The sequence below is a fragment of the Streptomyces rubrogriseus genome (assembly GCF_027947575.1).
GTDB classification, from domain to species: domain Bacteria; phylum Actinomycetota; class Actinomycetes; order Streptomycetales; family Streptomycetaceae; genus Streptomyces; species Streptomyces rubrogriseus.
The window spans coordinates 3,613,886-3,638,265 of sequence record NZ_CP116256.1 but is presented as its reverse complement, the minus strand read 5'-3'; the positions used below and the strand labels follow the sequence as shown (position 1 = coordinate 3,638,265).

28 protein-coding genes are annotated in these 24,380 nt (G+C 73.7%); 13 read left to right on the top strand and 15 right to left on the bottom strand.

Features of this window, described 5'->3' with window-relative positions:
• Positions 1-42: 42 nt before the first annotated feature.
• Complete coding sequence (gene csnA / locus Sru02f_RS16665) at positions 43-885, top strand: chitosanase CsnA (protein WP_109030804.1); 843 nt, start codon at positions 43-45, stop codon at positions 883-885.
• 110 nt (positions 886-995) lie between these two features.
• On the opposite strand, the gene Sru02f_RS16660 is transcribed toward csnA, so the two are convergent.
• Complete coding sequence (locus Sru02f_RS16660) at positions 996-1,169, bottom strand: CsbD family protein (RefSeq protein WP_037799605.1); 174 nt, start codon at positions 1,167-1,169, stop codon at positions 996-998.
• A gap of 159 nt (positions 1,170-1,328) precedes the next feature.
• Between Sru02f_RS16660 and Sru02f_RS16655 the strand changes: the two genes are divergently transcribed.
• Positions 1,329-1,475: a hypothetical protein gene (locus Sru02f_RS16655; RefSeq protein ID WP_167469388.1), complete on the top strand. Its 147-nt coding sequence runs from the start codon at positions 1,329-1,331 to the stop codon at positions 1,473-1,475.
• A 30-nt stretch (positions 1,476-1,505) separates the two neighbouring features.
• Here the strand turns inward: Sru02f_RS16655 and Sru02f_RS16650 are convergent, their stop codons facing one another.
• Positions 1,506-2,975 carry an MFS transporter gene (locus Sru02f_RS16650; protein ID WP_109030802.1) on the bottom strand — a complete coding sequence of 490 codons (1,470 nt, stop codon included), beginning with the start codon at positions 2,973-2,975 and terminating at the stop codon, positions 1,506-1,508.
• A 214-nt stretch (positions 2,976-3,189) separates the two neighbouring features.
• Here Sru02f_RS16650 and Sru02f_RS16645 point away from each other — a divergent pair, with 214 nt between their 5' ends.
• Positions 3,190-4,554, top strand: a complete 1,365-nt coding sequence (locus tag Sru02f_RS16645; RefSeq protein ID WP_109030801.1) for an FAD-dependent oxidoreductase — start codon at positions 3,190-3,192, stop codon at positions 4,552-4,554.
• 93 nt (positions 4,555-4,647) lie between these two features.
• On the opposite strand, the gene Sru02f_RS16640 is transcribed toward Sru02f_RS16645, so the two are convergent.
• Genes Sru02f_RS16640 through Sru02f_RS16625 form a run of 4 tightly spaced genes read right to left on the bottom strand, consistent with a single transcriptional unit; the run spans position 4,648 to position 6,802 of the window.
• A complete protein-coding gene (locus Sru02f_RS16640) occupies positions 4,648-5,022 on the bottom strand; it encodes a roadblock/LC7 domain-containing protein (RefSeq protein WP_109030800.1) in 375 nt (124 codons plus the stop codon).
• A 42-nt stretch (positions 5,023-5,064) separates the two neighbouring features.
• Positions 5,065-5,589 (bottom strand): roadblock/LC7 domain-containing protein, encoded by a 525-nt coding sequence (locus Sru02f_RS16635; RefSeq protein ID WP_109030799.1) that lies wholly within the window; start codon positions 5,587-5,589, stop codon positions 5,065-5,067.
• Positions 5,590-5,627: 38 nt separating this feature from the next.
• Complete coding sequence (locus Sru02f_RS16630) at positions 5,628-6,401, bottom strand: hypothetical protein (RefSeq protein WP_167469387.1); 774 nt, start codon at positions 6,399-6,401, stop codon at positions 5,628-5,630.
• Positions 6,398-6,802 carry a hypothetical protein gene (locus Sru02f_RS16625; protein WP_109030798.1) on the bottom strand — a complete coding sequence of 135 codons (405 nt, stop codon included), beginning with the start codon at positions 6,800-6,802 and terminating at the stop codon, positions 6,398-6,400. The genes Sru02f_RS16630 and Sru02f_RS16625 overlap by 4 nt, the downstream gene beginning before the upstream one ends.
• A 189-nt stretch (positions 6,803-6,991) precedes the next feature.
• Here Sru02f_RS16625 and Sru02f_RS16620 point away from each other — a divergent pair, with 189 nt between their 5' ends.
• Entirely contained in the window at positions 6,992-8,083 is a 1,092-nt protein-coding gene (locus Sru02f_RS16620; RefSeq protein ID WP_174855034.1) for a YihY/virulence factor BrkB family protein, read from the top strand.
• 47 nt (positions 8,084-8,130) lie between these two features.
• Here Sru02f_RS16620 and Sru02f_RS16615 read toward each other — a convergent pair whose 3' ends face one another.
• Entirely contained in the window at positions 8,131-8,925 is a 795-nt protein-coding gene (locus Sru02f_RS16615; RefSeq protein ID WP_109030796.1) for an SDR family NAD(P)-dependent oxidoreductase, read from the bottom strand.
• Positions 8,926-9,106: 181 nt separating this feature from the next.
• On the opposite strand from Sru02f_RS16615, the gene Sru02f_RS16610 reads away from it, so the two are divergent.
• The 4 genes from Sru02f_RS16610 (at position 9,107) to Sru02f_RS16595 (ending at position 14,089) form a co-directional block, all read left to right on the top strand.
• Positions 9,107-10,294 carry a hypothetical protein gene (locus Sru02f_RS16610; protein WP_109030795.1) on the top strand — a complete coding sequence of 396 codons (1,188 nt, stop codon included), beginning with the start codon at positions 9,107-9,109 and terminating at the stop codon, positions 10,292-10,294.
• An 84-nt stretch (positions 10,295-10,378) separates the two neighbouring features.
• On the top strand, positions 10,379-10,942 hold the full coding sequence (locus Sru02f_RS16605; protein WP_164271696.1) for a (2Fe-2S)-binding protein: 564 nt from the start codon (positions 10,379-10,381) through the stop codon (positions 10,940-10,942).
• Positions 10,939-11,931: an FAD binding domain-containing protein gene (locus Sru02f_RS16600; RefSeq protein WP_109030793.1), complete on the top strand. Its 993-nt coding sequence runs from the start codon at positions 10,939-10,941 to the stop codon at positions 11,929-11,931. Before Sru02f_RS16605 ends, Sru02f_RS16600 begins: the two co-directional genes overlap by 4 nt.
• A gap of 28 nt (positions 11,932-11,959) precedes the next feature.
• Positions 11,960-14,089, top strand: a complete 2,130-nt coding sequence (locus Sru02f_RS16595; protein ID WP_109030792.1) for a xanthine dehydrogenase family protein molybdopterin-binding subunit — start codon at positions 11,960-11,962, stop codon at positions 14,087-14,089.
• 72 nt (positions 14,090-14,161) lie between these two features.
• Here the strand turns inward: Sru02f_RS16595 and Sru02f_RS16590 are convergent, their stop codons facing one another.
• A complete protein-coding gene (locus tag Sru02f_RS16590) occupies positions 14,162-15,631 on the bottom strand; it encodes a hypothetical protein (protein WP_109030791.1) in 1,470 nt (489 codons plus the stop codon).
• Positions 15,632-15,835: 204 nt separating this feature from the next.
• Here Sru02f_RS16590 and Sru02f_RS16585 point away from each other — a divergent pair, with 204 nt between their 5' ends.
• From Sru02f_RS16585 to tgmB, 3 genes are all read left to right on the top strand, one after another.
• On the top strand, positions 15,836-16,156 hold the full coding sequence (locus tag Sru02f_RS16585; RefSeq protein WP_016325219.1) for a YkvA family protein: 321 nt from the start codon (positions 15,836-15,838) through the stop codon (positions 16,154-16,156).
• A gap of 119 nt (positions 16,157-16,275) precedes the next feature.
• The gene (gene tgmA, locus Sru02f_RS16580; RefSeq protein WP_003978169.1) at positions 16,276-16,467 is read left to right on the top strand and encodes a putative ATP-grasp-modified RiPP; all 192 of its coding nucleotides are present in this window, start codon (positions 16,276-16,278) and stop codon (positions 16,465-16,467) included.
• 16 nt (positions 16,468-16,483) lie between these two features.
• Positions 16,484-17,470 carry an ATP-grasp ribosomal peptide maturase gene (gene tgmB, locus Sru02f_RS16575; protein ID WP_109030790.1) on the top strand — a complete coding sequence of 329 codons (987 nt, stop codon included), beginning with the start codon at positions 16,484-16,486 and terminating at the stop codon, positions 17,468-17,470.
• A 15-nt stretch (positions 17,471-17,485) separates the two neighbouring features.
• Here the strand turns inward: tgmB and Sru02f_RS16570 are convergent, their stop codons facing one another.
• Entirely contained in the window at positions 17,486-17,701 is a 216-nt protein-coding gene (locus tag Sru02f_RS16570; RefSeq protein ID WP_003978167.1) for a hypothetical protein, read from the bottom strand.
• Between the two features lie 108 nt (positions 17,702-17,809).
• Positions 17,810-18,304 carry a hypothetical protein gene (locus Sru02f_RS16565; protein WP_109030789.1) on the bottom strand — a complete coding sequence of 165 codons (495 nt, stop codon included), beginning with the start codon at positions 18,302-18,304 and terminating at the stop codon, positions 17,810-17,812.
• Positions 18,305-18,495: 191 nt separating this feature from the next.
• Here Sru02f_RS16565 and Sru02f_RS16560 point away from each other — a divergent pair, with 191 nt between their 5' ends.
• Positions 18,496-19,494 (top strand): GlxA family transcriptional regulator, encoded by a 999-nt coding sequence (locus tag Sru02f_RS16560; RefSeq protein ID WP_109030788.1) that lies wholly within the window; start codon positions 18,496-18,498, stop codon positions 19,492-19,494.
• On the opposite strand, the gene Sru02f_RS16555 is transcribed toward Sru02f_RS16560, so the two are convergent.
• The 3 genes from Sru02f_RS16555 to Sru02f_RS16545 all read right to left on the bottom strand — a co-directional run bounded on the left by Sru02f_RS16555 (position 19,480) and on the right by Sru02f_RS16545 (position 21,133).
• Positions 19,480-19,743: a DUF5133 domain-containing protein gene (locus Sru02f_RS16555; protein WP_164277177.1), complete on the bottom strand. Its 264-nt coding sequence runs from the start codon at positions 19,741-19,743 to the stop codon at positions 19,480-19,482. The genes Sru02f_RS16560 and Sru02f_RS16555 overlap by 15 nt on opposite strands.
• Positions 19,744-19,841: 98 nt before the next feature.
• Positions 19,842-20,687 carry an NAD(P)H-binding protein gene (locus tag Sru02f_RS16550; protein WP_109030786.1) on the bottom strand — a complete coding sequence of 282 codons (846 nt, stop codon included), beginning with the start codon at positions 20,685-20,687 and terminating at the stop codon, positions 19,842-19,844.
• A complete protein-coding gene (locus tag Sru02f_RS16545) occupies positions 20,684-21,133 on the bottom strand; it encodes a nuclear transport factor 2 family protein (RefSeq protein ID WP_109030785.1) in 450 nt (149 codons plus the stop codon). The genes Sru02f_RS16550 and Sru02f_RS16545 overlap by 4 nt, the downstream gene beginning before the upstream one ends.
• Positions 21,134-21,266: 133 nt before the next feature.
• On the opposite strand from Sru02f_RS16545, the gene Sru02f_RS16540 reads away from it, so the two are divergent.
• Complete coding sequence (locus Sru02f_RS16540) at positions 21,267-21,860, top strand: TetR/AcrR family transcriptional regulator (RefSeq protein ID WP_109030784.1); 594 nt, start codon at positions 21,267-21,269, stop codon at positions 21,858-21,860.
• A gap of 19 nt (positions 21,861-21,879) precedes the next feature.
• Here Sru02f_RS16540 and Sru02f_RS16535 read toward each other — a convergent pair whose 3' ends face one another.
• Together Sru02f_RS16535 and Sru02f_RS16530 are read right to left on the bottom strand one after the other, a co-directional pair.
• On the bottom strand, positions 21,880-23,649 hold the full coding sequence (locus Sru02f_RS16535; RefSeq protein WP_109030783.1) for an ABC transporter ATP-binding protein: 1,770 nt from the start codon (positions 23,647-23,649) through the stop codon (positions 21,880-21,882).
• A gap of 159 nt (positions 23,650-23,808) precedes the next feature.
• Positions 23,809-24,354 (bottom strand): hypothetical protein, encoded by a 546-nt coding sequence (locus Sru02f_RS16530; RefSeq protein WP_167469385.1) that lies wholly within the window; start codon positions 24,352-24,354, stop codon positions 23,809-23,811.
• Positions 24,355-24,380: the final 26 nt, after the last annotated feature.

Sequence of the window (24,380 nt, the reverse complement as noted above, 5' to 3'; positions counted from 1 at the left end):
CCCGGCACTCCCTTCCTCCACTCCCCCACACCTGGAGATTCCGTGAGGCACCCCTTCCGCGACCCGGCGCGCCCCGCAAGTCCCTCGCGCCGTACCGTGCTCGCCATGGCATGCGCGTCCCTGGCGACAGTCCCCCTGTTCACCCCCTCGCGCGCCGCGGCGGCGTCCGCGCGCGCGACGGGACTCGACGACCCGGCGAAGAAGGAGATCGCCATGCAACTGGTGTCGAGCGCCGAGAACTCCTCGCTCGACTGGAAGGCCCAGTACCGGTACATCGAGGACATCGGTGACGGCCGCGGCTACACCGCGGGCATCATCGGCTTCTGCTCCGGCACCGGCGACATGCTCGACCTGGTGGAGCTGTACGGCGAGCGCAGCCCCGGGAACGTCCTCGCGCCCTATCTGCCGGCGCTGCGCCGGGTGGACGGCTCCGACTCGCACGAGGGCCTCGACCCCGGCTTCCCGGACGACTGGCGCCGGGCCGCCGACCAGGACCCGGAGTTCCGCCGGGCCCAGGACGACGAGCGGGACCGGGTGTACTTCGACCCGGCCGTACGGCGCGGCAAGGAGGACGGGCTGCGGACGCTGGGGCAGTTCGCGTACTACGACGCGATGGTGATGCACGGCGACGGCGGCGGGCTCGGCTTCGGCAGCATCCGCGAGCGGGCCCTCGGCCGGGCCCGCCCGCCGGCCCAGGGCGGTGACGAGGTCGCCTACCTGCACGCCTTCCTCGACGAGCGGGTGTGGGCCATGAAGCAGGAGGAGGCGCACAGCGACACCAGCCGGGTCGACACGGCGCAGCGCGTCTTCCTGAACGAGGGCAACCTGGACCTCGATCCGCCGCTGGACTGGCACGTGTACGGGGACGCCTACCACATCGGCTGACCCGCACCCCGGCCTTCACCCCCGCCGGGGTGCCCGGGCAGGACACGGGCCGCGGAACCGGCCGTACGCCGGGTTCCGCGGCCCGTGTGCCGCCGGTTCCGCGTTCCGTGTCAGTGCCGGAACGCGTCCTTGCCCTTCTCCTTGGCCTGCCGGGCGTCGCCCTTGGACTGCGCGGCGCGGCCCTCGGCCGTCATCCTCTCGTTCCCGACGGCCCGGCCGACCGCTTCCTTGGCCTTCCCCTTGGCCTGCTCCATCTTGGCCTTGGACTTCTGGTTGCCGGCCACAGTGGCTCACCTCTCGGCGTTCGCTTGCGAATGTCCTGCCCTGCGGGTCGCCCGGTGCGGCGCGCCCAAACGTGCGAACGCCCGGCAGGGGTGTGCGGCGGGGCCGTGGGTACGAGCACGGCAGGGCAGAACATCACGCCGTCGACTCGGAGGAACGTCATGGCCGGAGTACTGGACCGGATCAAGCGGTTCGCGCGCAGCCCGCAGGGCCGGCGGGCGGCCGAGCAGGTGCGCAGGGCCGCCTCGGACCCGCGCCGCCGCGCGCAGGCCCAGGAGATGCTGCGCAGGTTCGGCAAGCGCCGCTGAGCGGCCCGTCCCCGGGAGCCGGCGGGGCGGTCAGGTCTGACCGGCGTGGGTGTGGCTGTGGGACGTCTCCGGCGGACAGCCCCGGTCGTCACCGGGGCGGTCCCGGTGCCAGTCGCGGACCGCGACGGTCAGCGCGCACAGCATGGCGGCGACCCCGGTGCCCACCGACAGGGCCACGGCCTCGTGGTAGTCGTCGTGGGTGGCGTTGAGCGTCAGGTAGAAGAGCCCCGGCAGCGCGGCGGTGCCCACGGCGCCGCCCAGCCGCTGGCCCGTCTGGAGGGCGCCCCCGGCCGCTCCCGCCATCCGCACCGGTACGTCGCGGAGCGTCATGGTGATGTTCGGGGAGATCACGCAGCCGCTGCCGAGTCCGCCGACCAGCAGGGCCGGGGCGGCGAGCCAGGCGGCCAGGTCGGAGGGGGCGAGCCAGAGCAGCAGCGCGGTCGTGCCGAGCCCCGCCATGACGGCGACCAGTCCCCAGACGGTCAGCAGCCGGCCCAGCCGTTCCACCAGCCGGCCCGCCACGGCGGCGGCGACGGCCGACCCGACGGCGAACGGGGTCACCGCCAGGCCCGACATGAGCGGTGAGTAGCCCAGCCCGTTCTGGAAGAAGAGCGCGAAGACGAGCCACACCCCGCTGAACCCGACGAAGTACAGGGCGGCCAGGCCCGCTCCGGTGGCGTAGCCGCGGGTCTCGGTGAGCAGCCCGGGTTCCAGCAGCGGCTGACCGCCCCGCCGGGCGATCCGGCGTTCCCACCGTGCGAAGGCGAGCAGGACCAGCGCCCCCGCCGGGAACAGCCACCACACCTTGGTCAGGCCGCCGCCCTCGGCGAGGACCAGGGGCAGCATCAGCGCCAGGATGCCCGCGCCGAGGAGCGTCACGCCCACGGGGTCGAGGTGTCCCCGGCCGCCGGGCGCCACCCGGGGCAGCAGGCGGAAGCCGAGGAGCAGGGCGAGCAGGCCGACCGGCACGTTCACGTAGAAGATCCACCGCCAGCCCTCGGGCCCCGCCAGCGCCAGGATCAGACCGCCGACGACGGGTCCCACGGCGCTGGAGACCCCCACCGTCGCGCCGAACAGCCCGAACGCCCGCCCGCGTTCCGCGCCCCGGAACAGTTGCTGGATCAGTGCCGAGTTCTGCGGCGCGATGCTGCCCGCGGCGACGCCCTGGGCGAGCCGGGCGGCGACCAGCAGTTCGATGCCGGGCGCGGCCCCCGCCGCGGCGCTGCACAGCACGAAGGCGGCCAGGGCGGCGAGGAAGACGCGGCGTCTGCCGAACGCGTCGCCGATCCGGCCCGCGGTGACCAGGGTCAGGGCGAACGCGAGCGCGTATCCGGAGACGACCCACTGCACGGCCGCCGGCGAGGTGTGCAGCCCCTGTTGCATGGAGGGCAGGGCGACGGCGACGATCGTCACGTCCAGCAGGGTCATGAAACCGGCAACCAGAGTCACCCACAGGGCCCGCCACCGGTTGGGGTCCAGGCTGTCGTCCGGACGCTGCACGCGGACTCCCCTCGCGAGACGGCACGGGACGCCATTGCGTCCCACGCCTGCGTCACCCGTGACCGGCCCTTCAAACCCGCACCCAAAGCCAAGCCGGGAGATCCCATAAGATGTCCTTATGACCTCATAGACCGGACCCACGTACCGACTTAGGCTTGCCTTAGCTTAGGCTTCCCGGAGAGTCGATCTGTCACCGCTCGAAGGGAACCTGAACATGCCCCGCCCTCTGCGGGTAGCCATCGTCGGATCCGGCCCGGCCGGCATCTACGCCGCCGACGCCCTGCTCAAGTCCGAAGTGGCCGCCGACCCCGGTGTTTCCATCGACATCTTCGAGCGCATGCCCGCCCCGTTCGGGCTCATCCGTTACGGCGTCGCGCCCGACCACCCGCGGATCAAGGGCATCATCACCGCCCTCCACCAGGTGCTCGACAAGCCGCAGATCCGCCTCTTCGGCAACGTGAACTACCCGACCGACGTCAGCCTGGACGATCTGCGCGCCTTCTACGACGGTGTGATCTTCGCCACCGGCGCCACGGCGGACCGGGCCCTGTCCCTCCCCGGCATCGACCTCGACGGCTCGTACGGCGCGGCCGACTTCGTCGCCTGGTACGACGGCCACCCCGACTTCCCGCGCACCTGGCCGCTGGAGGCGGAGAAGGTCGCCGTCCTCGGTGTCGGCAACGTCGCCCTGGACATCGCGCGCGTCCTCGCCAAGACGGCCGACGAGCTGCTGCCGACCGAGATCCCGCCGAACGTCCACGAGGGCCTCAAGGCCAACAAGGCGCTGGAGGTCCACGTCTTCGGCCGCCGCGGCCCGGCGCAGGCGAAGTTCAGCCCGATGGAGCTGCGGGAGCTGGACCACTCCCCCAACATCGAGGTGATCGTCGACCCCGAGGACATCGACTACGACGAGGGCTCGATCGCGACCCGGCGCGGCAACAAGCAGGCCGACATGGTCGCCAAGACCCTGGAGAACTGGGCGATCCGCGACGTCGGCGACCGGCCGCACAAGCTCTTCCTGCACTTCTTCGAGTCGCCCGCGGAGATCCTCGGCGAGGACGGCAAGGTGACCGGCCTGCGCACCGAGCGCACGGAGCTGGACGGCACGGGCAACGTCAAGGGCACCGGGGAGTTCAAGGACTGGGACGTCCAGGCGGTCTACCGGGCCGTCGGCTACCTCTCCGACCAGCTGCCCAAGCTGCCCTGGGACCTCGAGACGGGCACCGTCCCGGACGCGGGCGGCCGGGTCCTCCAGGAGTCCGGCGAGCACCTTCAGTCGACGTACGTCACCGGCTGGATCCGGCGCGGCCCGATCGGCCTGATCGGCCACACCAAGGGCGACGCCAACGAGACGGTGTCCAACCTGCTGGACGACTACGCGAACGGCCGTCTCCAGACGCCCTCCTCCCCCGCTCCCGAGGCCGTGGACGCGTTCCTCGCCGAGCGGAACGTCCGCTTCACCACCTGGGACGGCTGGTACCGGCTCGACGCCGCCGAGAAGGCGCAGGGCGAGCCGCAGGGACGTGAGCGCGTGAAGTACGTCGAGCGCGAGGACATGCTCCGCGAGAGCGGCGCCTGAGCCACCACGTCCGGCGCCGGTGGCCTCCTCGCGGAGGTACCGGCGCCGGTCGTGTGTCCGCCGGTCCCGCGGCGGGTGAACGCGCGGCCGGGATCAGACCTCCAGTTCGGCCTCGATCCGGCGCAGTTGGTGGCGGGCCATGGCCAGGTTGGCCCGGCTCGCGTCCAGCACCAGGTAGAGGAACAGGCCGTTGCCGCCGCGGCCCTTGAGCAGGCGGATCATGTGGTACTGGCTGCTCAGGGTGATCAGGATGTCCTCGATCTCCTCCTTCAGACCGAGGTGCTCCATCGTGCGCAGTTTGGACCGCACGACATCGGTGTTGCCCGCGGCTGCGACCTCGAGGTTGAACTCCTTGCCGCCGCCCAGGGTGCCGAGGGCCATCCCGCTGGTGTAGTCGACCAGCGCGGCGGCGGTCGCTCCGTCGATGGAGCTGAGGCATTCCTTGAGCGAGGTCTCCAGGTTGGCCATGGTGGTTTCCTTTCCGGACGTGATCCGTACGCGATCGGTGGGTCAGGTCGGCCGGTGGGTGCCGCCGGCCTGGGGGGTGGGCTGGTGTGCGGGTCGTTGCGGGGTGCGCACCGGCAGGGTGCCGATGGGACGGGGCGGCTGGGCGGGGAGCGTCGCACCGTGCCCGGCGGCGGGGGCGCGACCGCGTTCCGCCCCGATCCCGGCGGCGACCAGCTCCCCGATCCGCGCACCGCTGCGTCGGCCCTCCAGGTGGAGGCGGCCCACGTTGACCCGGCCGTCGGCGAGCAGGGTGAGCACGGCGGCCGGACCGGCGGCGTAGGTGGCGACGTAGCCGTCGGTCCCGCGCAGCAGCAGCTCGCGGAAGCCGCCGCGTGTGGTGGCCTCGGCCATGCGGTGCGCGACGCCGAGGGCGGCCGCGGTGAGCGCGGCGAGGCCCTCGGGTTCGGTGCCCGGCGCGTCGTGGGCCAGGACGAGCCCGTCCACGGTGGCCGCGAGCGACCCGGTCAGCTGGGGCACGCGGTTGCGCAGTCGGTGCAGTTCGTCCAGGACGTCGCTCTCGACGGCCATGAGCAGTCTCCTTTCGTCGCGACGGCGGCGCGCGCGGATCACAGGGCCTCCAAGGCGTCTCGGAGCCGTCGCAGCAGCGCCGTGTCGGGGTCGTCCCACACGACCGCGCGAGGTTCCGGGCCGGGGACGACGGGCGGCGCGGCACGGACGAGTCCGTCGGCGGCGAGGCGGCGCAGTTCGACCAGGGTGTGGTAGGTGCGGCAGGCGAGCGCCGACGCGATCTGAGCGGCGGTGCGGACGCCGTCCACCTGCGTCAGGGTGCGGCCGCGCCGCACGGGCAGCTCGGCGGTGTCCGTGCCCGGCACCCGGGTCAGGGGGAGGGTGTCGATGGCGGGGTCGGGCCAGATCCGGTCCAGCAGGGCGCGCCGGCGCCCGGACTCGCGGACGACGACGTCCACGGGGACGGAGCGGACCGCGCCGAGCCAGTGCACCGCGCCGGGCCTGAAGCGCTGTGCGCGCGCGTCGTGGGCCAGCACGAAGTACGCGGCGTCGAACAGTGCGCCCAGGTGGCAGACCTCCAGCGCGCCCGCGGTGAGCCGGCCGCTGTCCACGAGCCGGTGGCCGACCCGGTGCTGGGCCCCGCCCCGGTCGACCGCGTCCCACCAGCCGTCCGACGGGACCGCGCCGCTGCGGGTGAGCAGCGCGCCGAGGTCGGGGGTGAAGGCCGATTCCACGTGCACGACGCGGCCCGCCGAGAGGTAGACGATGCCCCGCTCGCCCGACAGCGCCCCGGTCGCCCCTTCGGCCGCGAGGACCCCGAGCGCCTCGGACGTCGTCTCGTGCGTGGTCCAGGTGGTCTTCACCCGGGTCATCCGAGCACCAGCCGGTCCGCCATCTCGGCCAGCCGGATGCGGGCCAGGGCGAGGTTCCCGTCGTTGCGGTCCAGCCACAGGTGGAGGAAGACGGTGCTGTCGAACGGGGTGCTGACGAACCTGAGCAGGTGGTAGGCGTCGCCGGTGGTGGCGATCAGGTCCTCCACCGGGGGTTCCTTGCCGGGCTCCACGGTGCCACCCGTACCGGCCGCCGCGAGGGAGCCGCTCTCCGCGACGTGCCGGCCCAGCTCCGCCGTCTCCGCGGCCGTCGCCTCCCAGTCGCCGCCCGGCGCCTCGCCGACGGCGCCGAGGGCGAGCCCGCTGATCCAGTCGACCAGGGACGCGCCGCGCGCGCCCGGCAGCCGCATGGCTTCCAGCAGACTCTCGTCGATTCCGGGCACGCCGGATCCCCTCCCCTGCACGGCAGTACCGCGAACGTGACGACGACACTACGGAAAGTGCACGCATCCGGTGAGCGCTTTGGCATTTTCCAGAGGAACGTGCGCGCGGACGGGCATACTGCGCTGTTCGGCCCGATCCAGTGGACGGCGGACGAGCGTGCGGACGCCGAGACTGGCAACCCGGGGGGCATGGCCCGACTCCACTTCCCCCGCAGCGGGAAGCACACGAAGGACGCGACGGCGGACGTACCGACCGGCGAGACGACCGGCGGGACCGGCGAGAGGACCGGCGAGGACTACGGTCCGGACGCCGCCACCGAGCACGCCGCCCCCGACTCCCCCGCCGAACTGCCCGGCCGTTCCTGGTCCGCGCTGTTGCGGCGGGTGTTCGCCGAGTTCAAGGACGACGAGCTGACCGACCGGGCCGCCGCGCTGACCTACTACGGGATCCTGGCGCTGTTCCCGGCCCTGCTGGTGCTGGTCTCGCTGCTCGGCATCGCCGGGGAGTCCGCCACCCAGGAGGTCCTGGACAACCTGAAGAACCTCGCGCCCGGCTCCGCGCGGGACGTGCTCACGAACGCCGTGGAGCAGTTGCAGGCCAAGGCCGGCCTCGGCTCCGTGCTGGCGGTCGTCGGTCTGGTGGGCGCCGTCTGGTCGGCGTCCGGATACGTGGCGGCGTTCATCCGCTCCGCCAACGCGGTCTACGACGTGCCCGAGGGGCGCCCGGTGTGGAAGGTGCTGCCGCTGCGCGTCGCCCTGACCGTGGTCCTGCTCGTGCTCGCGGTGGTCAGCGCGCTCATCGTGGTGTTCACCGGAAGCCTGGCCCGGCAGGCGGGCACCGCGCTCGGTGTCGGCGACACCGCGCTGACCGTCTGGTCGATCGCCAAGTGGCCGGTGCTGGTCCTGCTCGTCACCTTCATGATCGCGATCCTGTACTGGGCCGCGCCGAACGCCCGGGTCAAAGTCTTCAAGTGGGTCTCCCCCGGCAGCCTGGTCGCGCTGCTGATCTGGCTGCTGGCCTCCGCGGGATTCGCCTTCTACGTGGCCAACTTCGGCTCCTACAACAAGACGTACGGCACCCTGGCCGGCGTCATCATCTTCCTGGTGTGGCTATGGGTGACGAACCTGGCCATCCTCCTCGGCCTGGAGTTCGACGCGGAGCTGGCCCGGCAACGGGTCATCGACGGCGGCCACCCGCCCGAGGAGGAGCCGTACGTCGAACCGCGCGACACCCGGGCCTGGAACGAGGCGGACCGGCGCCGCGCGGCCTCGGACGAGTAACGCCAGGGACGCCAGGGACGCCAGGGACGCCAGGGACGCCAGGGACGCTACGGCAGGATCGAGTCGACGTATCCGCCGTCGACCCGGACGGCCGCGCCGGTGGTGGCGGAGGCGAGCGGGGAGCTGAGGTACACCACCAGGTTGGCGATCTCCTCCGGCTCGATCAGCCGCTGGAGCAGGGACTGCGGGCGGTGTTCGCGCATGAAGACGCGCTGGGCCTCGTCCCAGGGCAGGTCACGGTCGACCAGCTGGTACACGAAGTCCTCGACGCCCTCGGTGTGGGTGGGTCCCGCGATGACGCAGTTCACCGTGACACCGCTGCCCGCGGCCTCCTTGGCGAAGCCGCGGCCGACGCCGAGCAGGGCCGTCTTGGAGACTCCGTAGTGGATCATCTCGGCCGGGATCACGACGGCCGAGTCACTCGCGATGTACAGCACCCGGCCCCAGCCGCGGTCCCTCATCCGGGGGAGATGGGCGCGCGTCAGCCTGACGCCCGCGAGGACGTTGATCTCGAAGTAGCGGCGCCACTCGGCGTCGCTGATCTCCAGCGCGGGTGCGGCGCCGAAGACACCGAGGTTGTTCACCAGGATGTCCACGTCGGGCAGCGTCTCCAGGGCGCGCTCGGCGCCCTCCTCGGTACCGAGGTCGGCCGCGACCGGCACGAACGTGCCGTCCGGGACCTCGGCCCGCAGCTTGTCGACGCTCTCCGCCAGGCGGCCGGCGTCGCGCCCGTTGACGCCCACGGCGGCACCGGCCCGCGCAAGTCCGGCGGCGATCGCCGCACCGATGCCCTGCGAGGAGCCCGTCACCAGCGCGGTGCGTCCGCCGAGGTCGAGGTTCATCAGGTCGCTCCTTGTCCTGCCGTACGGTCGGTCGGGTTGCTCCTGCCCACCCTCGCCCACGACGCACCCGGCCGCACCGCGCGCCCGCCCCGGCACGCCCGGTCGGCGGACCCCCGGTGCTCTCGGTTGACCTGCGGCGACGATACTTGCTACGTCCGTGCCCCTGCTGCCCGATGGACCCATGCCGACCTCTTCCACCGCCCGCCCCACGCATCCGCCCACGCTGTGGGCCGCTCGCGGCCGCCATGTCGGCTCCGCCGCCGAGGACACCGTCCGGCAGCGGCTGCAGCGGCTCAAGGACGACCACGTCGTCGACGACTTCCTGGAACCGCCCGACGAGCCGGCGGCGGAGCCCTCGGCCGCCGGGGCCCCCGGCCCCCGCGTTCTCGAGGCGCGCTGGAAGGCCGCCGGGGCCGTGACCGTACGGGCCAGACTGATCCTGGAGCCCGCGTCGGCGGGCGGGCAGGAGTGGACGCTGCTCGCGGAGGCCGAGGAGGCCTGGGACCTCGCCTGGCCCTCCCCCGCCGGCGTGTTCTGGCCGGACGACCCGGACGTCACCTGGGACCGGGACGCCGCCACGGGGCTGCGCCTGCGGGGCATCAACACCCTGCCCGACGACGACAAGGCCGTGCGCCGGCTGCTCAAGGAGGCGGGGCGCAGCCCGTGGAACATCCACGTGGTGGTGCACGAGGCGATGACCCCGGATCACCGCGGCCGAGTGCCGCTGGCGCAGCGGCTGCCACCCGGTCTGCGGCACCGGGTGGTCGAGCACCGCGCCGCGCCGCAGCAGCTGCGGGTGGTGAACTGGGCCTTGGAGGACTTCGGGGTCCAGGTGCCGCGCGGCGGCGCCGTGGTGCTGCCCGGTACACCGGCCCCGGCCGACTACGCCGCCGGTGACTTCTCCGTGCGCACCGTGTTCCTGGACGGCTCCGAGCCCACCGCGCTGATCGCGGCGGTGACGTCCTTCGCCGCGCTGCCCAGGCCGCTGCCCGACGACGCGGTGGCGGCCCTCGCCTCGCTGCGGGAGGACTGGCGGCTGCTGACGCTGGAGGAGGAGCTGGAGCGGGAGCGCAAGCTGGTGGCGATGTACGCCGAGGCGCTCGAGGCCATGACGCAGTCCCGTGACCTGTACCGGGAGGCGGCGGAACGCGCGGCCGAGGCCCTCGCCGTGTACCGGGAGTCCGCCGCGGCGGCGCCGGCCGGACCACCGCCGTCCCAGACTCCGTCGGCCTCTCCCCTGCGGGGTCTTACCCGCACGCTGGAGCGGTTCAGGGGTTCCACCCGGACGCCCCGCCCGGACCCCGCGGACCGCGGCACCGCGGAGCCTCCCGGGAGCCCTACGACCGACGACGGGCCGCCGCCCGGGTGAGGGCACCCTCACGTGTCATCCGGCGGGAGGTGGATACGCGGACGGCACAGGAGCACCGGCCCGTCCCGGAAGGTCACCGACGCCATGGACAGCCAGCACGACAGCGCCCCCGCTTCCCGCCCACCGGAGTCCTCCCGTTCCCAGACCACGCTCCGGGTCAACGGCAAACCGCACACCCTCACCGTCGATCACCGCCGCGTCCTGCTGGACCTCCTGCGGGAGGACCTCGAACTGGCGGGCGCCAAGAAGGGCTGCGACCACGGCCAGTGCGGCGCCTGCACCGTCCTGGTCGACGGGCGGCGCGTCAACAGCTGCCTGCTGTTCGCGGTCGCCCTGGACGGCTGTGAGATCACCACCGTCGAGGGTCTCGCCGGGGACGGCGAGGAGCTGCACCCGCTCCAGCGCGCCTTCCTGGACCGCGACGCCTTCCAGTGCGGCTACTGCACCCCGGGCCAGATCTGCTCCGCGGTCGGCGTGCTCGCCGAGGCCGCGAACGGGCACCCCTCGCACGTCACCGACCCGGCGGCGCCCTCCGGAGAGCCCGTCGCGCTGGACCGGGAGGAGATCCGGGAGCGGCTGAGCGGCAACCTGTGCCGCTGCGGTGCCTATCCCCGCATCGCCGACGCCGTCGAGGACGTGATCCCGTGAAGCCCTTCGCCTACGTTCGCGCGGGCAGCGTCGAGGAGGCCACCGAGGCCTTCGCGGCCCATCCCGGCGCCCGCTACCTCGGCGGCGGCACCAACCTCGTCGACCTGATGAAGCTCGGAGTGGAGACGCCCGCCGCGCTCGTCGACGTCACCCGGCTGCCGCTGGACACGGTGGAGGAGCTGCCCGACGGCTCGCTGCGGGCCGGGGCGATGGTCCGCAACAGCGACCTCGCGGCCCACCCCGCCGTCCGCGACCGTTACCCCGCGCTGTCCCAGGCGCTGCTGGCCGGCGCCTCCGGGCAGTTGCGCAACGCCGCCACCACCGGCGGCAACCTGCTGCAGCGCACCCGCTGCCCCTACTTCCAGGACGTGTCGAAACCCTGCAACAAGCGGGAGCCCGGCACCGGCTGCGGCGCGCTGGAGGGCGTGCACCGGGACCACGCGGTCCTCGGCCACTCCGACCAGTGCATCGCCACCCACCCCTCGGACATGGCGGTGGCGCTGGCCGCCCTCGACGCGCGCGTGGAGCTGCACGGCCCGGAGGGGGCCCGCAGCGTGCCCGCCGCCGACTTCCACCGGCTCCCCGGGCTGCATCCGGAGCGGGACACGGAGATCCACCCCGGCGAGCTGATCACCGGCGTGGTCCTGCCCGCGGGCACCGCCGGGCTGCCCTCGGCGTACCGCAAGGCACGCGACCGGGCGTCGTACGCCTTCGCGCTGGCCTCCGTCGCCGTCGTGCTGCACCTCGCGGACGGGGTGGTGGAGCGGGCCGGGATCGCGTTCGGGGCGCTGGCGCACCGGCCCTGGCGGGCCCGGCGGGCCGAGGACGCGCTGCTGGGCGCGGCCCCCACGACGGCGGCGTTCGAGCACGCGCTCGACCTGGAGCTGGCCGCGGCGGAACCGCTGCGGGACAACGCCTACAAGGTGCCGCTGGCCCGGCGGCTGGCACTGGACGTACTGGGCCGGCTCGCCCCGCCCGCCACTACCTGACGACCGAGGCGTCCACGAGGAGGACTCCATGACCGCCACCGATGCCGTCCTGGGCGCTCCGGTCGAGCGCCGGGAGGGGCGGGAGAAGGTCACCGGCACCGCCCGGTACGCCGCCGAGTACCCGGCGCCGGGCCGCGCCCAGGCCTGGCCGATACCCGCGACGGTCGTACGGGGCCGGGTGACCGGCGTCGACACCGCGGCCGCGCTCGCGCTGCCCGGCGTGCTCGCGGTGCTCACGCACGAGAACGCGCCCCGGCTCGGCGCCCCGGACGACCCGACGCTGGCCGTGCTGCAGGGCCCGCACGTCCCGCACCGGGGCTGGTTCGTGGGCCTGGTGGTGGCCGAGTCGCTGGAGGCGGCCCGGGCCGGTGCCGCGGCGGTGCGGATCACCTACGAGACCGAGCCCCACGACGTGACGCTCACCGCCTCGCACTCCGGGGCCTACGTCCCGGATTCCGCCAACGGCGGCTTCCCGGCCGTCACCGAGCACGGCGACCCGGACGGTGCCTTCGCCGCCTCGGCGACCCGGGTGGACGTCGCGTACACGGTGCCGCCGCTGCACAACCACCCCATGGAGCCGCACACCAGTACGGCGCACTGGGACGGCGAGCGGCTGACCGTGCACTCCTCCAGCCAGGGCACCTCGGCGGTGCGGGGAGAGCTGGCCCGCCTCTTCGCCCTGCCCGAGGACCGGATCACGGTGCGCGCGGAGCACGTGGGCGGCGGTTTCGGCTCGAAGGGCACGCCGCGGCCCGAGGTGGTGCTGGCGGCGATGGCGGCGCGGGAGACCGGACGGCCGGTCACGGTCGCGCTGCCGCGCCGCTACCTGCCCGCCGTCGTCGGACACCGCGCGCCGACCCTGCACCGGCTGCGTCTGGGCGCGGACGCCGGCGGCCGGCTCACGTCGCTGGTGCACGAGGTGACGACGCACACCTCCCGGGTGAAGGAGTTCGTGGAGCAGGCCGCGGTCCCGGCCCGCGTCATGTACGGCACACCGGCCCTGCGCACCGCCCACCGCGTGGCGGCGCTGGACGTTCCCACGCCGTCCTGGATGCGCGCCCCCGGCGAGTGCCCCGGCATGTACGCCCTCGAGTCCGCCATGGACGAGCTGGCCGCCGAGCTGGGCGTCGACCCGGTGGAGCTGAGGATCCGCAACGAACCGGAGAGCGAGCCGGACAGCGGAAAGCCCTTCAGCAGCAGGCATCTGGTGGAGTGTCTGCGCGAGGGCGCCCGGCGCTTCGGCTGGGAGGGCCGCGACCCCCGGCCCCGGTCCCGCGAGGAGGGGCCCCTGCTGATCGGCAGCGGCGTGGCCTCGGCCACCTATCCGGTGCTGGTCTCCCCGTGCGTCGCCTCGGCGCGTGCCCTGCCCGACGGCGGTTTCCTGGTGCGGGTCAACGCCACCGACATCGGCACGGGTGCCCGGACGGTGCTCGCGCAGATCGCGGCCGACGCCCTCGGCACCCCGCTGGACCGGGTGCGGCTCGACGTCGCCGACAGCGGCATCGGGTTCGCCCCGATGGCCGGTGGTTCCTCGGGCACCGCGTCCTGGGGGTCGGCCGTCCACGAGGCGTGCGTGCGGCTGAACGGCCGGCTGGCGGAGCACTCGGGGCGGCTGCCGGACGAGGGGATCGCGGCCGAGGCCGACACCTCCGGGACGGCGGACGCCGAAAGCCCCTTCGCCCGGCACGCGTTCGGCGCCCATTTCGCCGAGGTGGGCGTGGACACCGTCTCCGGTGAGGTCCGGGTGACGCGGCTGCTGGGTGTCTTCGCCGCGGGTCGCATCCTCAACGCGCGCACGGCCCGTTCCCAGTTCATCGGGGGCATGACGATGGGGCTCGGTATGGCGCTGACCGAGGACAGCACGATGGATCCGGTGTTCGGCGACTTCGTGCAGCGTGACCTGGCGGCGTACCACGTGCCCGCGCACGCCGACGTCACCGACCTGGAGGCGCACTGGGTCGAGGAGGCGGACGACCACCTCAACCCGATGGGCAGCAAGGGGATCGGCGAGATCGGAATCGTGGGCTCGGCGGCGGCCGTCGGCAACGCCGTCCACCACGCCACCGGCATCCGCTTCCGGGAGCTGCCGCTCACTCCGGACCGGGTGCTCACCGAGTTGCTCGCGCACGAGCACCCCTCGGGCATGCTGGGCGTCTGACGACGGACAGGTGGTGGTCCGCGCCGGTTCACCGTCCGGCGCGGACCACGCGGTGCGGGGGCCCGGCGGCGGTCAGTCCGCGGCGGTGCGGCTGGACACGGCCACCGGACGGGCCGGCCGGCGTCGGGCGGAGTCCTGCGAGGCCACCCGCACGCACAGCGCCGTGAGCGCGACGAGCGAGGCCGCCACGGCCACGGCGACCGCGACCCAGACCGGTGCCAGCGTGAGGTCCGTGACCGGGGCCACCCGCGCCGAGGGGGTGGCGCTGCCGTAGAGCTTGGCCGCGGCCAGCGCCGCCGGTCCCACCACCGCGGCGGCGAGTACCGGCACGGCCGGGCGCACGGTCAGCAGCAGGGCGAGCACCAGGCACAGCGCCGACAGGCCGAGCGCCACCCCGTAGGCCGGTGCGGAGGCGTCACCGCGGTGCAGTGGGAAGTAGGCGACGCCGCACCCGGCCAGGACCGCGACGGTGAGCCAGGCCGGCCAGGCCGGACCGCGGGCGGCCCGCCGTGCCGCGCGGTCACGCACCGCCCTGGCCTTGTCGCGCTCGCGCACCGCCCGGGCCCGGTCGCGGTCGCGCGCGGTACGGGCCCGGTCGCGCTCGCGCGCGGCGCGGGTCTCGCCACGGTCACGTCCCCGGCGGAACGGGCGTGGCGGCCTGCGGCGTTCACGGCCGCGGCGGTCCGCTCCGGCGGAGGTGCCGTCGAGCCCCGCCGACCGGGGCACGAGCCCGTCTCCGTCCTCCTCGTCGGCAGCCTCCCGGTCCGCCCGCAGCCGCCGGGCGTCGGGACGCTCCGGGCGCATGTGGCCGCTCTCGGCGAGCCGGCCGATCAGTTCGACCAGTTCCTCCACGGGCCGGCCGGTGGCGGCGGCGCGCACGGCCGCCTGACCGCAGTGCGGTTCCAGGGGCGTGCGGTGCAGCAGCGCCATCAGCCGGGTCACGTCCTCCACGGAGCGGCACTCCGCGGCGGCCCGGATCGCCTCGTCCGCGCTGTCGGACTGGCGCGGCGGCCGGGTCAGCAGACCGACCAGCCGGGTGACGTCCTCGACGGACCGGTTCACGCCGACCGCGCGGAGCGCGTCGACCGTGGCCTGTGCGTACTGGGGTGACCGCTCCAGCGTCGTGATCAGGTCGACGACCTCGTCCAGCGGCCGGTCGGCCACGGCGGCGCGCACGAGGTCGCCGACCGGATCGCCGTACCCGTGATCGGCGTCGGCGTCGGCGTCCGGGTTCGCGCCGGCGGCAGGGGCCGGGCCGGCGGCGGCATCGGGTGTGCGGGGGCCGGGGCCGTCGGGAGCGGGGAGGCCGGAGGCGGGGAGGTCGGGGTCGGGCTCCGGTTCCGGCAGGTCGGCATCGTCGAAGTCGACGTCCCAGATGTCGCTCTCCTGCTCGGGCGAGGGCCGGGCGGAAGAGGCCCGTGCCTCGGGTTCCGCGCCCGGCGGTCGCGCCGTGCCGGTGGTCGTGGTCGTCTCCCCGGTGGGCAGGTCCAGGGCGGATATGGCGTACTCGGGCGAGCGGGATGATGAAGAGCCGGTGGTCATGATCTCTCCGTGTGGTGGGGGTGCGGCCGCCCTGCGTCCCCGACATGCGACCCGCGCTGTGTGCTGCCATTACTAGGCACGTCCACCGCGCCGTGCCACTCCGGGTGGGCCACAGGGATGAGAGAACCCGTCCCCCGGTCTTGCCAACGCCTCCGGCGGGCATCCGGGTAGGGAGGCGCGTGCCGCGCGCCGAAGGAGGGGGCCGTGGATACGACCACAGTGATCGTCGTGGCGGTGCTGCTCGCGGCGCTCGTCCTCGCGGCGGCGGTCGCCGTCCTGGTGCGCCTGGTCCGCACCCGACGGGACCTCAGGCGGGCCGGGCTTCCGACGGGTCCCCGCTGGGTGTTCTGGGGGGCGGTCCTCTACTTGGTCCTCCCGGCCGACCTGTTGCCCGATCCGGTCTACCTCGACGACATCGGCGTACTGCTCCTCGCCCTGCGGTCCGCGCGCGGCGCGACCGGGGGCCGGCACGGCCCGGCGGAACGGCGGCGGACCACCGGCCCGCCCGGTGATTACGCAGCGTAAGGAAACCAATCACCCGTTCGATTCGTATAAGTCTCTGGAAGCCGAAGGAAGTCGGCGGACCAGACGACGGCGCAAAGGGACCGTCTTCTGATCGGCGCAGCACCGACTAGGGAGAGACGATGCAACCGTTCGCGCTCAACTACGCACGGCCGGCAGTGGAGTTGGAAGCCACCACTCCGTACGTCTACGACTCCGGGCTGCAGTTGAACGTGCTCCTCGACGGGCGGGTGGCCGCCTGCGACCACGCGCTGCTGAGAGAACTGGGGACCACGACCTCCACCGCGGGGTCGAAGACTCACTTCGACGACTGAACACGGGTCGTCGAGAATGACCGTGTTGATCCTGACCAGTGAAGAGGACGTCACCGCCGACATGGTGGTGGTGCACCTGAACGCGTCGGGGGTGCCGGTGGTCCGGCTGGACCCCGCCGACCTCACCGACTCCGTCGCCCTCTCCGGCGAGTTCGTGCACGGCTCCTTCCGGGGCCATCTGTCCTCGGGGGGCCGCCTGGTGAGTATCGGGGGACTGCGGTCCGTCTGGGTGCGCAGGCCGGGGGGTGCGGCCACCCGGGCCGCCGAGCCGTCCGCGTGGCTGACCGAGGAGGCCGGTCAGGCGCTGTACGGCATGCTCCGCGGCTCGGGAGCACGCTGGATGAACCAGCCCGACGCCGCGCACCGGGCCAGGTACAAGCCCTGGCAGCTGCGTCTCGCCCAGCGGTGCGGGCTGCCCGTGCCGGCGACGCTGATCACGACGTTTCCGCGGGCGGCGCGCGAGTTCGCCGAGCGCTACCCGGATCTGGTGGTCAAGCCCGTCTCGGGCGCCCACCCGCAGGATCCGCCGCTGGCGGTGCCGACCAGCCGGGTCCCGCCCGAGGCCGACTTCTCCGCCGTCGCGCACGGCCCGACACTGCTGCAACGCCGGGTCGCCAAGCGGGCCGACATCCGGCTGACCGTCGTCGGCGAGGAGCTGCTGGCCGCCCGCAAGACGGCACTGGCGAGCCTGGACCCCGACGAGGTGGACGTCCGCTTCGCCGGGTCGGGCGAGCCGTGGCGGCCGGCCGAGGTGCCCCCGCGCGTCGCCGAGGCGGTCCGCGGCTACCTCCGGGCGGCCGGACTGGCCTACGGCGCCCTCGACTTCGCCGAGGACGGCGACGGCACCTGGTGGTTCCTCGAATGCAACCAGTCCGGGCAGTTCGGCTTCGTCGAGGTGGACACCGGCCAGCCGATCGCCCGCACCATCGCCGACTGGCTGGCCCGGCCCGGCGCCGAGGACGCGGTGGAGCCGGGCGGTCCCGACGCGGCGGCGGTCGGGTGAGGTGGGGTGCGGCCGTCAGTGCGGGCGCGGGCCGGGCAGCAGGGCGGTGCGCTGCCAGCCGGCGCCGGGGGACGGCTGACGCTCGGCGCCGGGCAGGTGCCCGGGGGCGCGCAGCGGACGCATGACCACCTCCAGTTCCCTGCTCACACGCTCGGCGTCCCGCCGCACCTGCTCGGGGACGTCACCGCGTTCGGCGACGAGTCGGTCGTAGATGGGGGAATCCTGGAACACCCGTCAACGTGCCTTTCGTGTCGTCCGCCCCCGCACGGAGGCGCGACTGAGCAGTCTAGGCGCCCGTTCACGTGGTGGTGCGCATTCCGCCAGGATGTGAACGGGGGCTCAGGCGCCGGTCGTGGAGCCGGGCCGCACGATCATGAGGACGGTCACGGTCGCCCACAGCAGGTTGAACACGCCGGTGAACATGGCGAGCCGGGCCGTGCGGGCCCGTTCGACCGGCCGCCCGTCGGCCAGTTCCTCCAGCAGTTCCTCCTGGCCCGGCAGCACGAAGGCGGCCAGGAGTCCCGCGGCGACGGCCGTGAGGGTGATGGACGCGACGAGCCAGGCGTCCGACAGCACGCCCATCGCGGCGGCGGTGGCGAAGCCCAGGACCGGCACCGCGATGCCCAGACCGGCGTAGACCCGGCAGATGCGGTGCAGCAGCCGGACGGTGCCGACGCCCCCGGCATCCCCGGCTGCCGCCCCGTCCGCTCCCCCGACGGTGGCCGCCACCGGCACCCGCCGGGCGGCGGCCGGGAACATGCTGGCCGCGACGGTGACCGGTCCGACGGCGACGATGGCCGCCAGGACGTGCAGGGACAGCAGGATCTTGGTCATGGGGCGGGCTCCGGGGGATCGGGCGATGCGGTGATCGAGAACCACGGTAGGAAGGCGGCGAGCGGTCGCCCAGAGGCTGAAACGACAGCTTCCGACGGGATCTCGCCAGGCCCTCCACCAGGGGACGGCGAGCAGACCCGGGATCCATCTGGGCCTCTGTGGCCGGCGGGAACCCGCCTAAGCTGCTCCGCATGCACTCGGTCGCGATCCTGGTCCTCGACGACGTGGTGCCGTTCGACATGGCGGCGCCCATGCAGGCCTTCGACTGGACACGGCTGCCCGACGGCCGCAGTCCCTACCGGGTGAGCCTGTGCGCGGAGTCGGCCGAGGTGCGTACCGAGGGACTCGCCCTGCGGATCGACCGGGGCCTGGAAGCGCTGGAGACCGCGGACACGATCATCGTGCCGGGACGCTCCGAGGAGTCCGGCCCGCCGTCCGACCGCGTCCTCGAGGCGCTGCGCCGGGCGGCCGGCGCGGGGACGCGGATCGCGTCGGTGTGCGTGGGTGCCTTCGTGCTCGCCCGGGCCGGGCTGCTGGACGGGCTGCGGGCCACCACCCACTGGATGGCGGCCGCGGAACTGGCCCGCCGTCATCCGCGGGTGGACGTACGTCCGGACGTCCTCTACGTCGACAACGGGCAGATCCTCACCTCGGCGGGCGCGGCCGCCGGTCTGGACATGTGCCTGCACATGATCCGCCGGGACCTGGGGTCGGCCGTGGCCGCGCACGCCGCCCGCATGTGTGTCGTACCACTGGAACGGGAGGGCGGGCAGGCGCAGTTCATCGTGCACGAGCATCCGCCGGTGCCGCGGGGTTCGGAGTTGGAGCCGGTTCTCCGGTGGATCGAGGACAATCTGGCCGGGGAGGTCACCCTCGGGGCGATGGCGGCGCGTTCGGGCATGAGCGAGCGCACCTTCAGCCGCCGGTTCCGCGAGCAGACGGGCACCACTCCCCTGCAGTGGCTGCTGCGGTCCCGGGTGCGGCGCGCCCAGTACCTGCTGGAGAACGGGGACCAGTCGGTCGAACGGATCGCCCGGCAGGCGGGTTTCGGCTCCCCCACGGCCTTCCGCGAGCGGTTCCGCCGGGTGGTGGGCACGACGCCCTACGCCTATCGCGCCGCCTTCCGGGCGAAGACCTCCGCGTCGCCGGACGGCTCCGAGGTCCCGCTCGGGGTGTCACACGGCCAGTGACAGGCCGCTCTCCCCGTCGGCGTCCGCCGGGCACGCCTCCGGTGTCGCGCGTCCCTTGGCGAGCAGCAGCGCGTCCGCCTTCGCCACCGCGTCGTGGACACTGTTCGTCGCCAGCATCACGCACAGTGTGTAACTGACGTCCGTCAGTTCCCGCGTCACCGCGGGCCGCGGCCGCTCGGCCTGAGCGATCCGCAGCGTTGCGTACCGCGTCAGCAACTCCCTGACGACCTTCGGGTCCGGTTCGAGCACGAAGCGCCCCTCTCTCGACTTTCGCTGCGTATGCCCGGCCCCCGCCGTCACAATCGCACCGCGCCCACCCCCGCCCGCAATTGACCGGATCCGGGCGTTCAACGCTCTGCCGACTCCCTTTCCACCACCTCCCGGAAAGCGCGCGGCGGGCGGCCGGTGACGCGTTCGACGGTGTCGGTGGTGCGGTCCTCGGCCCCTTGGGCGATCGCCCGGTCCAGGTCGGCGAGGAGCGCGGCGAAGTCCGGTGGCACCACGCTCGCGAGTCGGGCGCGCAACTCCTCGGGGGTCAGGCGGCGGTGGACGACCGGCCTGCCGCCGGCCCGGGTGAGGACGGCGGCGATCTCGTCGTGGTCGAGGGCCTCGGGGCCGGTGAGGACGAGATCGGTGTTGGGTGCGCGGTCGTCGGTGAGGGCGTGCACGGCGACGGCGGCGATGTCGTCGGCGTCGACGAAGGCCACCCGGCCGCTCCCGGCGGCGGTCCAGATGGTGCCGTGCCGGCGGATGCCGTCGGCGTGGGCGTGGGCGCCGGTGAAGTTCTGCATGAACCAGGAGGGCCGGAGCACGGCCCACTGGTCGAACAGGCCGGGCAGTTCGCGATGCACCGCGCCGACCGCCGGGCCGCCCTCGGGAACGGCGGAGGAGCTGAGCAGCACGGCGCGACGCACGCCGGCCGCGCGGGCGCGGCGCAGGAAGGGCAGCATGACCGCGGCCGGATCCGTGTCGCCCACCGGCGGGACGAGGTAGACCCGGTCCGTTCCGTCGAGGGCGGCTTCGTGCGTGGCGGCGTCGTACCAGTCGAAACGGACCGGCTCCGCGCCCGGCACCGGGGCCGCGCGCCGTCCGGCGGCCTTCACCCGGTGACCGGCGCCGACCAGCCGCGCGGTGGTGCGGCTCCCGGTCGTGCCGGTGGCGCCGACGACCAGTGTCGTGCCGATGCCGGTCATCGGGTGCCTGCGGCGAAGCCGGCGCCGGGTTCCAGCACTGCCAGTGGGTTCCAGTAGTCACGGTAGGACGTGAACCGCCCGTCCTCGACGGTCACTACGACGATGTAGGTCATGTCGAAGGGGGCGTCCGTCCGCACCAGCCGGCCCACGCCGCGCATCTCCACCACGACGGTGCGTGCGTCGGTCGTCTCGTGGATCCGCAGTTCGGGGAAGTCGTGCAGGTCGATGTGGTCGGGGTAGTGGCGCATGTAGGCGGCGACCGCCTCCCGCCCTTCGAGTCGCCGCGGCCAGCCGTCGGGGGCGAAGGGGAACTCCGCCACACCGTCGTCGGCCCACAGGCCGACCCAGGCGTCGATGTCCTTGTCCAGCAGCAGGCGCAGCCCGTGCCGGAACAGGTCCGACGCGGTGGCGGGCGCTTCGGAGGGGTGGGGGACGGGGGTGGACATGGGTGTGCTCCTCTGCATCGCGCCTTCCCGGCGCGTTCGTCGCATAGAATGCGGACCGTCGGTCCGCTTCAAACAATACGGACCGGCGGTCCACTTTTGCAACAGCCCCCACTCCTTCGACGCAGGAGACCCCGTGACCGAGCGCAAGCCCCGCAAGGACGCGGCCCGCAACCGGGCCGCCGTCCTCGCCGCCGCCGACGAGCTCTTCGTACGCTGCGAGAGCCCCGACGACGTCACCATGGCCGACGTCGCGACCGCGGCCGGGGTCGGCAAAGGAACCCTCTTCCGGGCCTTCGGCGACCGGGTCGGACTGGTCGCGGCGCTGTACGCGGCGCGGCTCGAACCGGTCGAGGAGGCCGTCGAGACGGGTCCACCGCCGCTCGGCCCCGGCACCCCGCCGCGGGAGCGGGTCGCCGCCCTGCTCGACGCGATCCTGTGCTTCAAGCTCGACAACCGGGGCCTGGCGCTGGCGCTGGAGGCCGCGGGGCGCGACAGCCCCTACGGCGCCGGACACTACGAGCGCTGGCACGGCCTGCTCCGTGCGGTGCTGGAGGAGGTGCCCGGCCTCGACGACGGGGAGTTCGCCGCCCACGCGCTCCTCGCCGCGGTCCGCGCCGACCTCGTCGAGCACCTGGCCGGCCGGCCGGGCGTGTCCCGCGAGCGGATGCGCGCCCAGCTCGCCGACTACACCGCTCGGGTCCTCGGCGGCCCCTCCGCGCGGGCGTGAGGGAGGGACTCGCAGGCGCTCAGGCGACCTGACCGCTGTGGAGTGCGGCGTACGCCCCTCCCCCGGCCAGCAGTTCCTCGTGCGTGCCGATCTCCTGGATGCGCCCCTCGCCCATCACCACGATCCGGTCCGCACCCCGCACCGTCGACAGCCGGTGCGCCACGACGAAGGTGGTGCGGCCGCGCAGCAGCCGGGCCAGCGCCTGCTGGACGAGCGCCTCCGAGCGGGTGTCCAGCGCCGAGGTGGCCTCGTCCAGGACGAGCACCCGGGGGTCCCTGATCAGCGCGCGGGCGATGGCCAGCCGCTGGCGCTGCCCGCCGGACAGCCGGGCCCCGTGCTCCCCGACCAGGGTGTCCAGGCCCCGCGGCAACCGGTCGACGAACTCCAGGGCGTTGGCGTCGCGCAGGGCGCCACGCACCGTCTCCTCGTCGGCCTCGTCCATGCCGTAGGCGACGTTCTCCCGGATGGTGCCGTCGAACAGGATGGACTCCTGCGGCACCACCGAGACGAAACGCCGGTAGGTGCGCAGGTCGAGGGTGTTCATGTCGTGGCCGTCGAGCAGCAGCCGCCCCGAGGTCGGCCGCAGGAAGCCGATCACCAGGTTGAGGACGGTGGACTTGCCGGCGCCGGACGCGCCGACCAGCGCGATGGTCTCGCCGGGCTCGACGGAGAGGGTGAAGTCGCTGACGGCGGGCCGTCCGTCGCTGTCGTAGAGGTGCCCGACGCCCTCGAAGGCGACGGCTCCGCGCAGTGCGGTCAGCTCCTTCTTGCCCTCGTTGTCCTCCAGTTCGGGGGCCTGCAGCACCTCGCCGACCGAGCGGACGGACTCCAGGCCCTTGGTGATGACGGGGGCGAGGCCCGCCAGCGTCGTCGTGGAGTTGGTGAGAGTGGTCAGGAAGGCGCTGAGCATGACGACGTCACCCGCGGTGACGCCCCAGACGTCGTAGTACGAGATCAGCGCGGCACCCGCCAGCACCAGGACGCCGACCACGTTGAGCACGACCCAGGACAGCGAACCGAAACGGCCGTTGACCAGGTCCAGGCGCATCCCGGAGGTCAGCAGCCGGTCCAGGGTGCCGTCCATGCGGCGCAGCGCCTTGCCCTCCAGGCCGTGGGCCCGGGTGACCGGGATGAGCCGGGTCATCTCCGTGACCCGGGAGGACAGGGCCTCCACCTCGTGGCGGAAGCGTTCGTTGTGGGTGCGCAGCCGGGCGCGGAGGCGGGCCACCAGGAGGGAGGCCGCGGGGACCACGACGAGGAAGACGGGCAGGAACTCCGGGGTGCGCACGGCGATGATGACGAGGCCGCCGGTGAGCACGGTGAACGCGCCCAGCCCGGTCTCGGCGGTCTGCTGCACCATCTGCTCCACCGTCTCCACGTCCCGGACCACCTTGGCCTGCAGCACGCCCGCGCTGACCCGCGAGTGGTAGCCGATGGAGAGCTGCTGCATGCGCGTGCACAGCGCGGACCGCAGGGCGGTGCCCATGCGGCGCACGCTGCCGTACAGGAGGCGGACGTAGAACAGGTGCAGCGGGTAGTTGACCACCAGGATGAACATGATGAGCCCGGTGCTGGTCCACAGGTCGGTGATCGGACCGTGCTGGACCACGGTGTCGACGATGGTGGCGGTGACGAGGGGCAGCAGCCAGATCGGGCTGTGCTTGACGGTGAAGACGGCGACCGCGCCGGCCAGTCGGCGGCGGTCGGCGCGGAACAGGTAGACGAGCGTGCGTATCGGGTGTTCGCCCCGGTAGCGGTGATCGAGCGGCTTTTCCATCGACGACGCCATCGGCGTGGTCCTCCTGGTGACCGAGTGGGGCAAGCGCTTGCTTCCCGCGCTTTCCTACCCTGTCGGCCGGGAGCACGCCACACCGTTCCGCGCCTTGGGAGGGACCCGCGCCTTCTCCCCCGTGGAGGGCGCGGGTCCCGGTCCGGGTGGGTGCCGGTCTCAGTCCCCGAGGGTGCGGGCGAGTTCGCTGGTGGCGCGCATGATCTCGGTGTCGTCCTCCGCCAGCAGCCGCTCCAGTCCGTCCCGTCGGGCGCGGACGGCCTGCCGCGCCGCGCGCTCCCAGGCCACCGGGTTCTCCCGGTGGTTGAGCAGCTTGGGGTAGGCGGTGGCGGTGGTCTCCCACTGCCGGGCGTCGGCGATGTTCTTGAGCAGCTGGATGATCTGAGCCCGGCAGCTCACCTGGGGCCGCTGCGCCAGCTCCCACAGGAAGGGCACGGTCGCGGCGGTCGCCTGCTCGACGACGAAGCCGTACTGGCAGATACGCCTGCGCAGGTCGCCGAGGGCGGCGCGGGCGGTTTCGGCGTCGCCCCGGGCGACCTTGCGCAGCAGCCGCGGAATGGCCGCCGCCGAGCCGGTGGAGTCCTGGATGTCGCTCCAGGGCACGCCGTCCAGGCCTGCGAGCAGGGTGGTGGCACGGGGGGAGCCGGGCGGCGTCTGACGGTCGGTGCGCCGGATGCTCGGCTCGGGTGTCGGAGCGCTGCGCATGGTGTGGGGCCCTTCCGCGGCAGTCG

Coding starts and splice junctions, on each gene's coding strand:
- Sru02f_RS16655 (WP_167469388.1), top strand. CDS start 1,329: ATGGCCGGAGTACTGGACCGGATCAAGCGGTTCGCGCGCAGCCCGCAG.
- Sru02f_RS16645 (WP_109030801.1), top strand. CDS start 3,190: ATGCCCCGCCCTCTGCGGGTAGCCATCGTCGGATCCGGCCCGGCCGGC.
- Sru02f_RS16640 (WP_109030800.1), bottom strand. CDS start 5,022: ATGGCCAACCTGGAGACCTCGCTCAAGGAATGCCTCAGCTCCATCGAC.
- Sru02f_RS16635 (WP_109030799.1), bottom strand. CDS start 5,589: ATGGCCGTCGAGAGCGACGTCCTGGACGAACTGCACCGACTGCGCAAC.
- Sru02f_RS16630 (WP_167469387.1), bottom strand. CDS start 6,401: ATGACCCGGGTGAAGACCACCTGGACCACGCACGAGACGACGTCCGAG.
- Sru02f_RS16620 (WP_174855034.1), top strand. CDS start 6,992: ATGGCCCGACTCCACTTCCCCCGCAGCGGGAAGCACACGAAGGACGCG.
- Sru02f_RS16615 (WP_109030796.1), bottom strand. CDS start 8,925: ATGAACCTCGACCTCGGCGGACGCACCGCGCTGGTGACGGGCTCCTCG.
- Sru02f_RS16610 (WP_109030795.1), top strand. CDS start 9,107: ATGCCGACCTCTTCCACCGCCCGCCCCACGCATCCGCCCACGCTGTGG.
- Sru02f_RS16605 (WP_164271696.1), top strand. CDS start 10,379: ATGGACAGCCAGCACGACAGCGCCCCCGCTTCCCGCCCACCGGAGTCC.
- Sru02f_RS16595 (WP_109030792.1), top strand. CDS start 11,960: ATGACCGCCACCGATGCCGTCCTGGGCGCTCCGGTCGAGCGCCGGGAG.
- Sru02f_RS16590 (WP_109030791.1), bottom strand. CDS start 15,631: ATGACCACCGGCTCTTCATCATCCCGCTCGCCCGAGTACGCCATATCC.
- tgmA (WP_003978169.1), top strand. CDS start 16,276: ATGCAACCGTTCGCGCTCAACTACGCACGGCCGGCAGTGGAGTTGGAA.
- tgmB (WP_109030790.1), top strand. CDS start 16,484: ATGACCGTGTTGATCCTGACCAGTGAAGAGGACGTCACCGCCGACATG.
- Sru02f_RS16565 (WP_109030789.1), bottom strand. CDS start 18,304: ATGACCAAGATCCTGCTGTCCCTGCACGTCCTGGCGGCCATCGTCGCC.
- Sru02f_RS16560 (WP_109030788.1), top strand. CDS start 18,496: ATGCACTCGGTCGCGATCCTGGTCCTCGACGACGTGGTGCCGTTCGAC.
- Sru02f_RS16550 (WP_109030786.1), bottom strand. CDS start 20,687: ATGACCGGCATCGGCACGACACTGGTCGTCGGCGCCACCGGCACGACC.
- Sru02f_RS16545 (WP_109030785.1), bottom strand. CDS start 21,133: ATGTCCACCCCCGTCCCCCACCCCTCCGAAGCGCCCGCCACCGCGTCG.
- Sru02f_RS16535 (WP_109030783.1), bottom strand. CDS start 23,649: ATGGCGTCGTCGATGGAAAAGCCGCTCGATCACCGCTACCGGGGCGAA.
- Sru02f_RS16530 (WP_167469385.1), bottom strand. CDS start 24,354: ATGCGCAGCGCTCCGACACCCGAGCCGAGCATCCGGCGCACCGACCGT.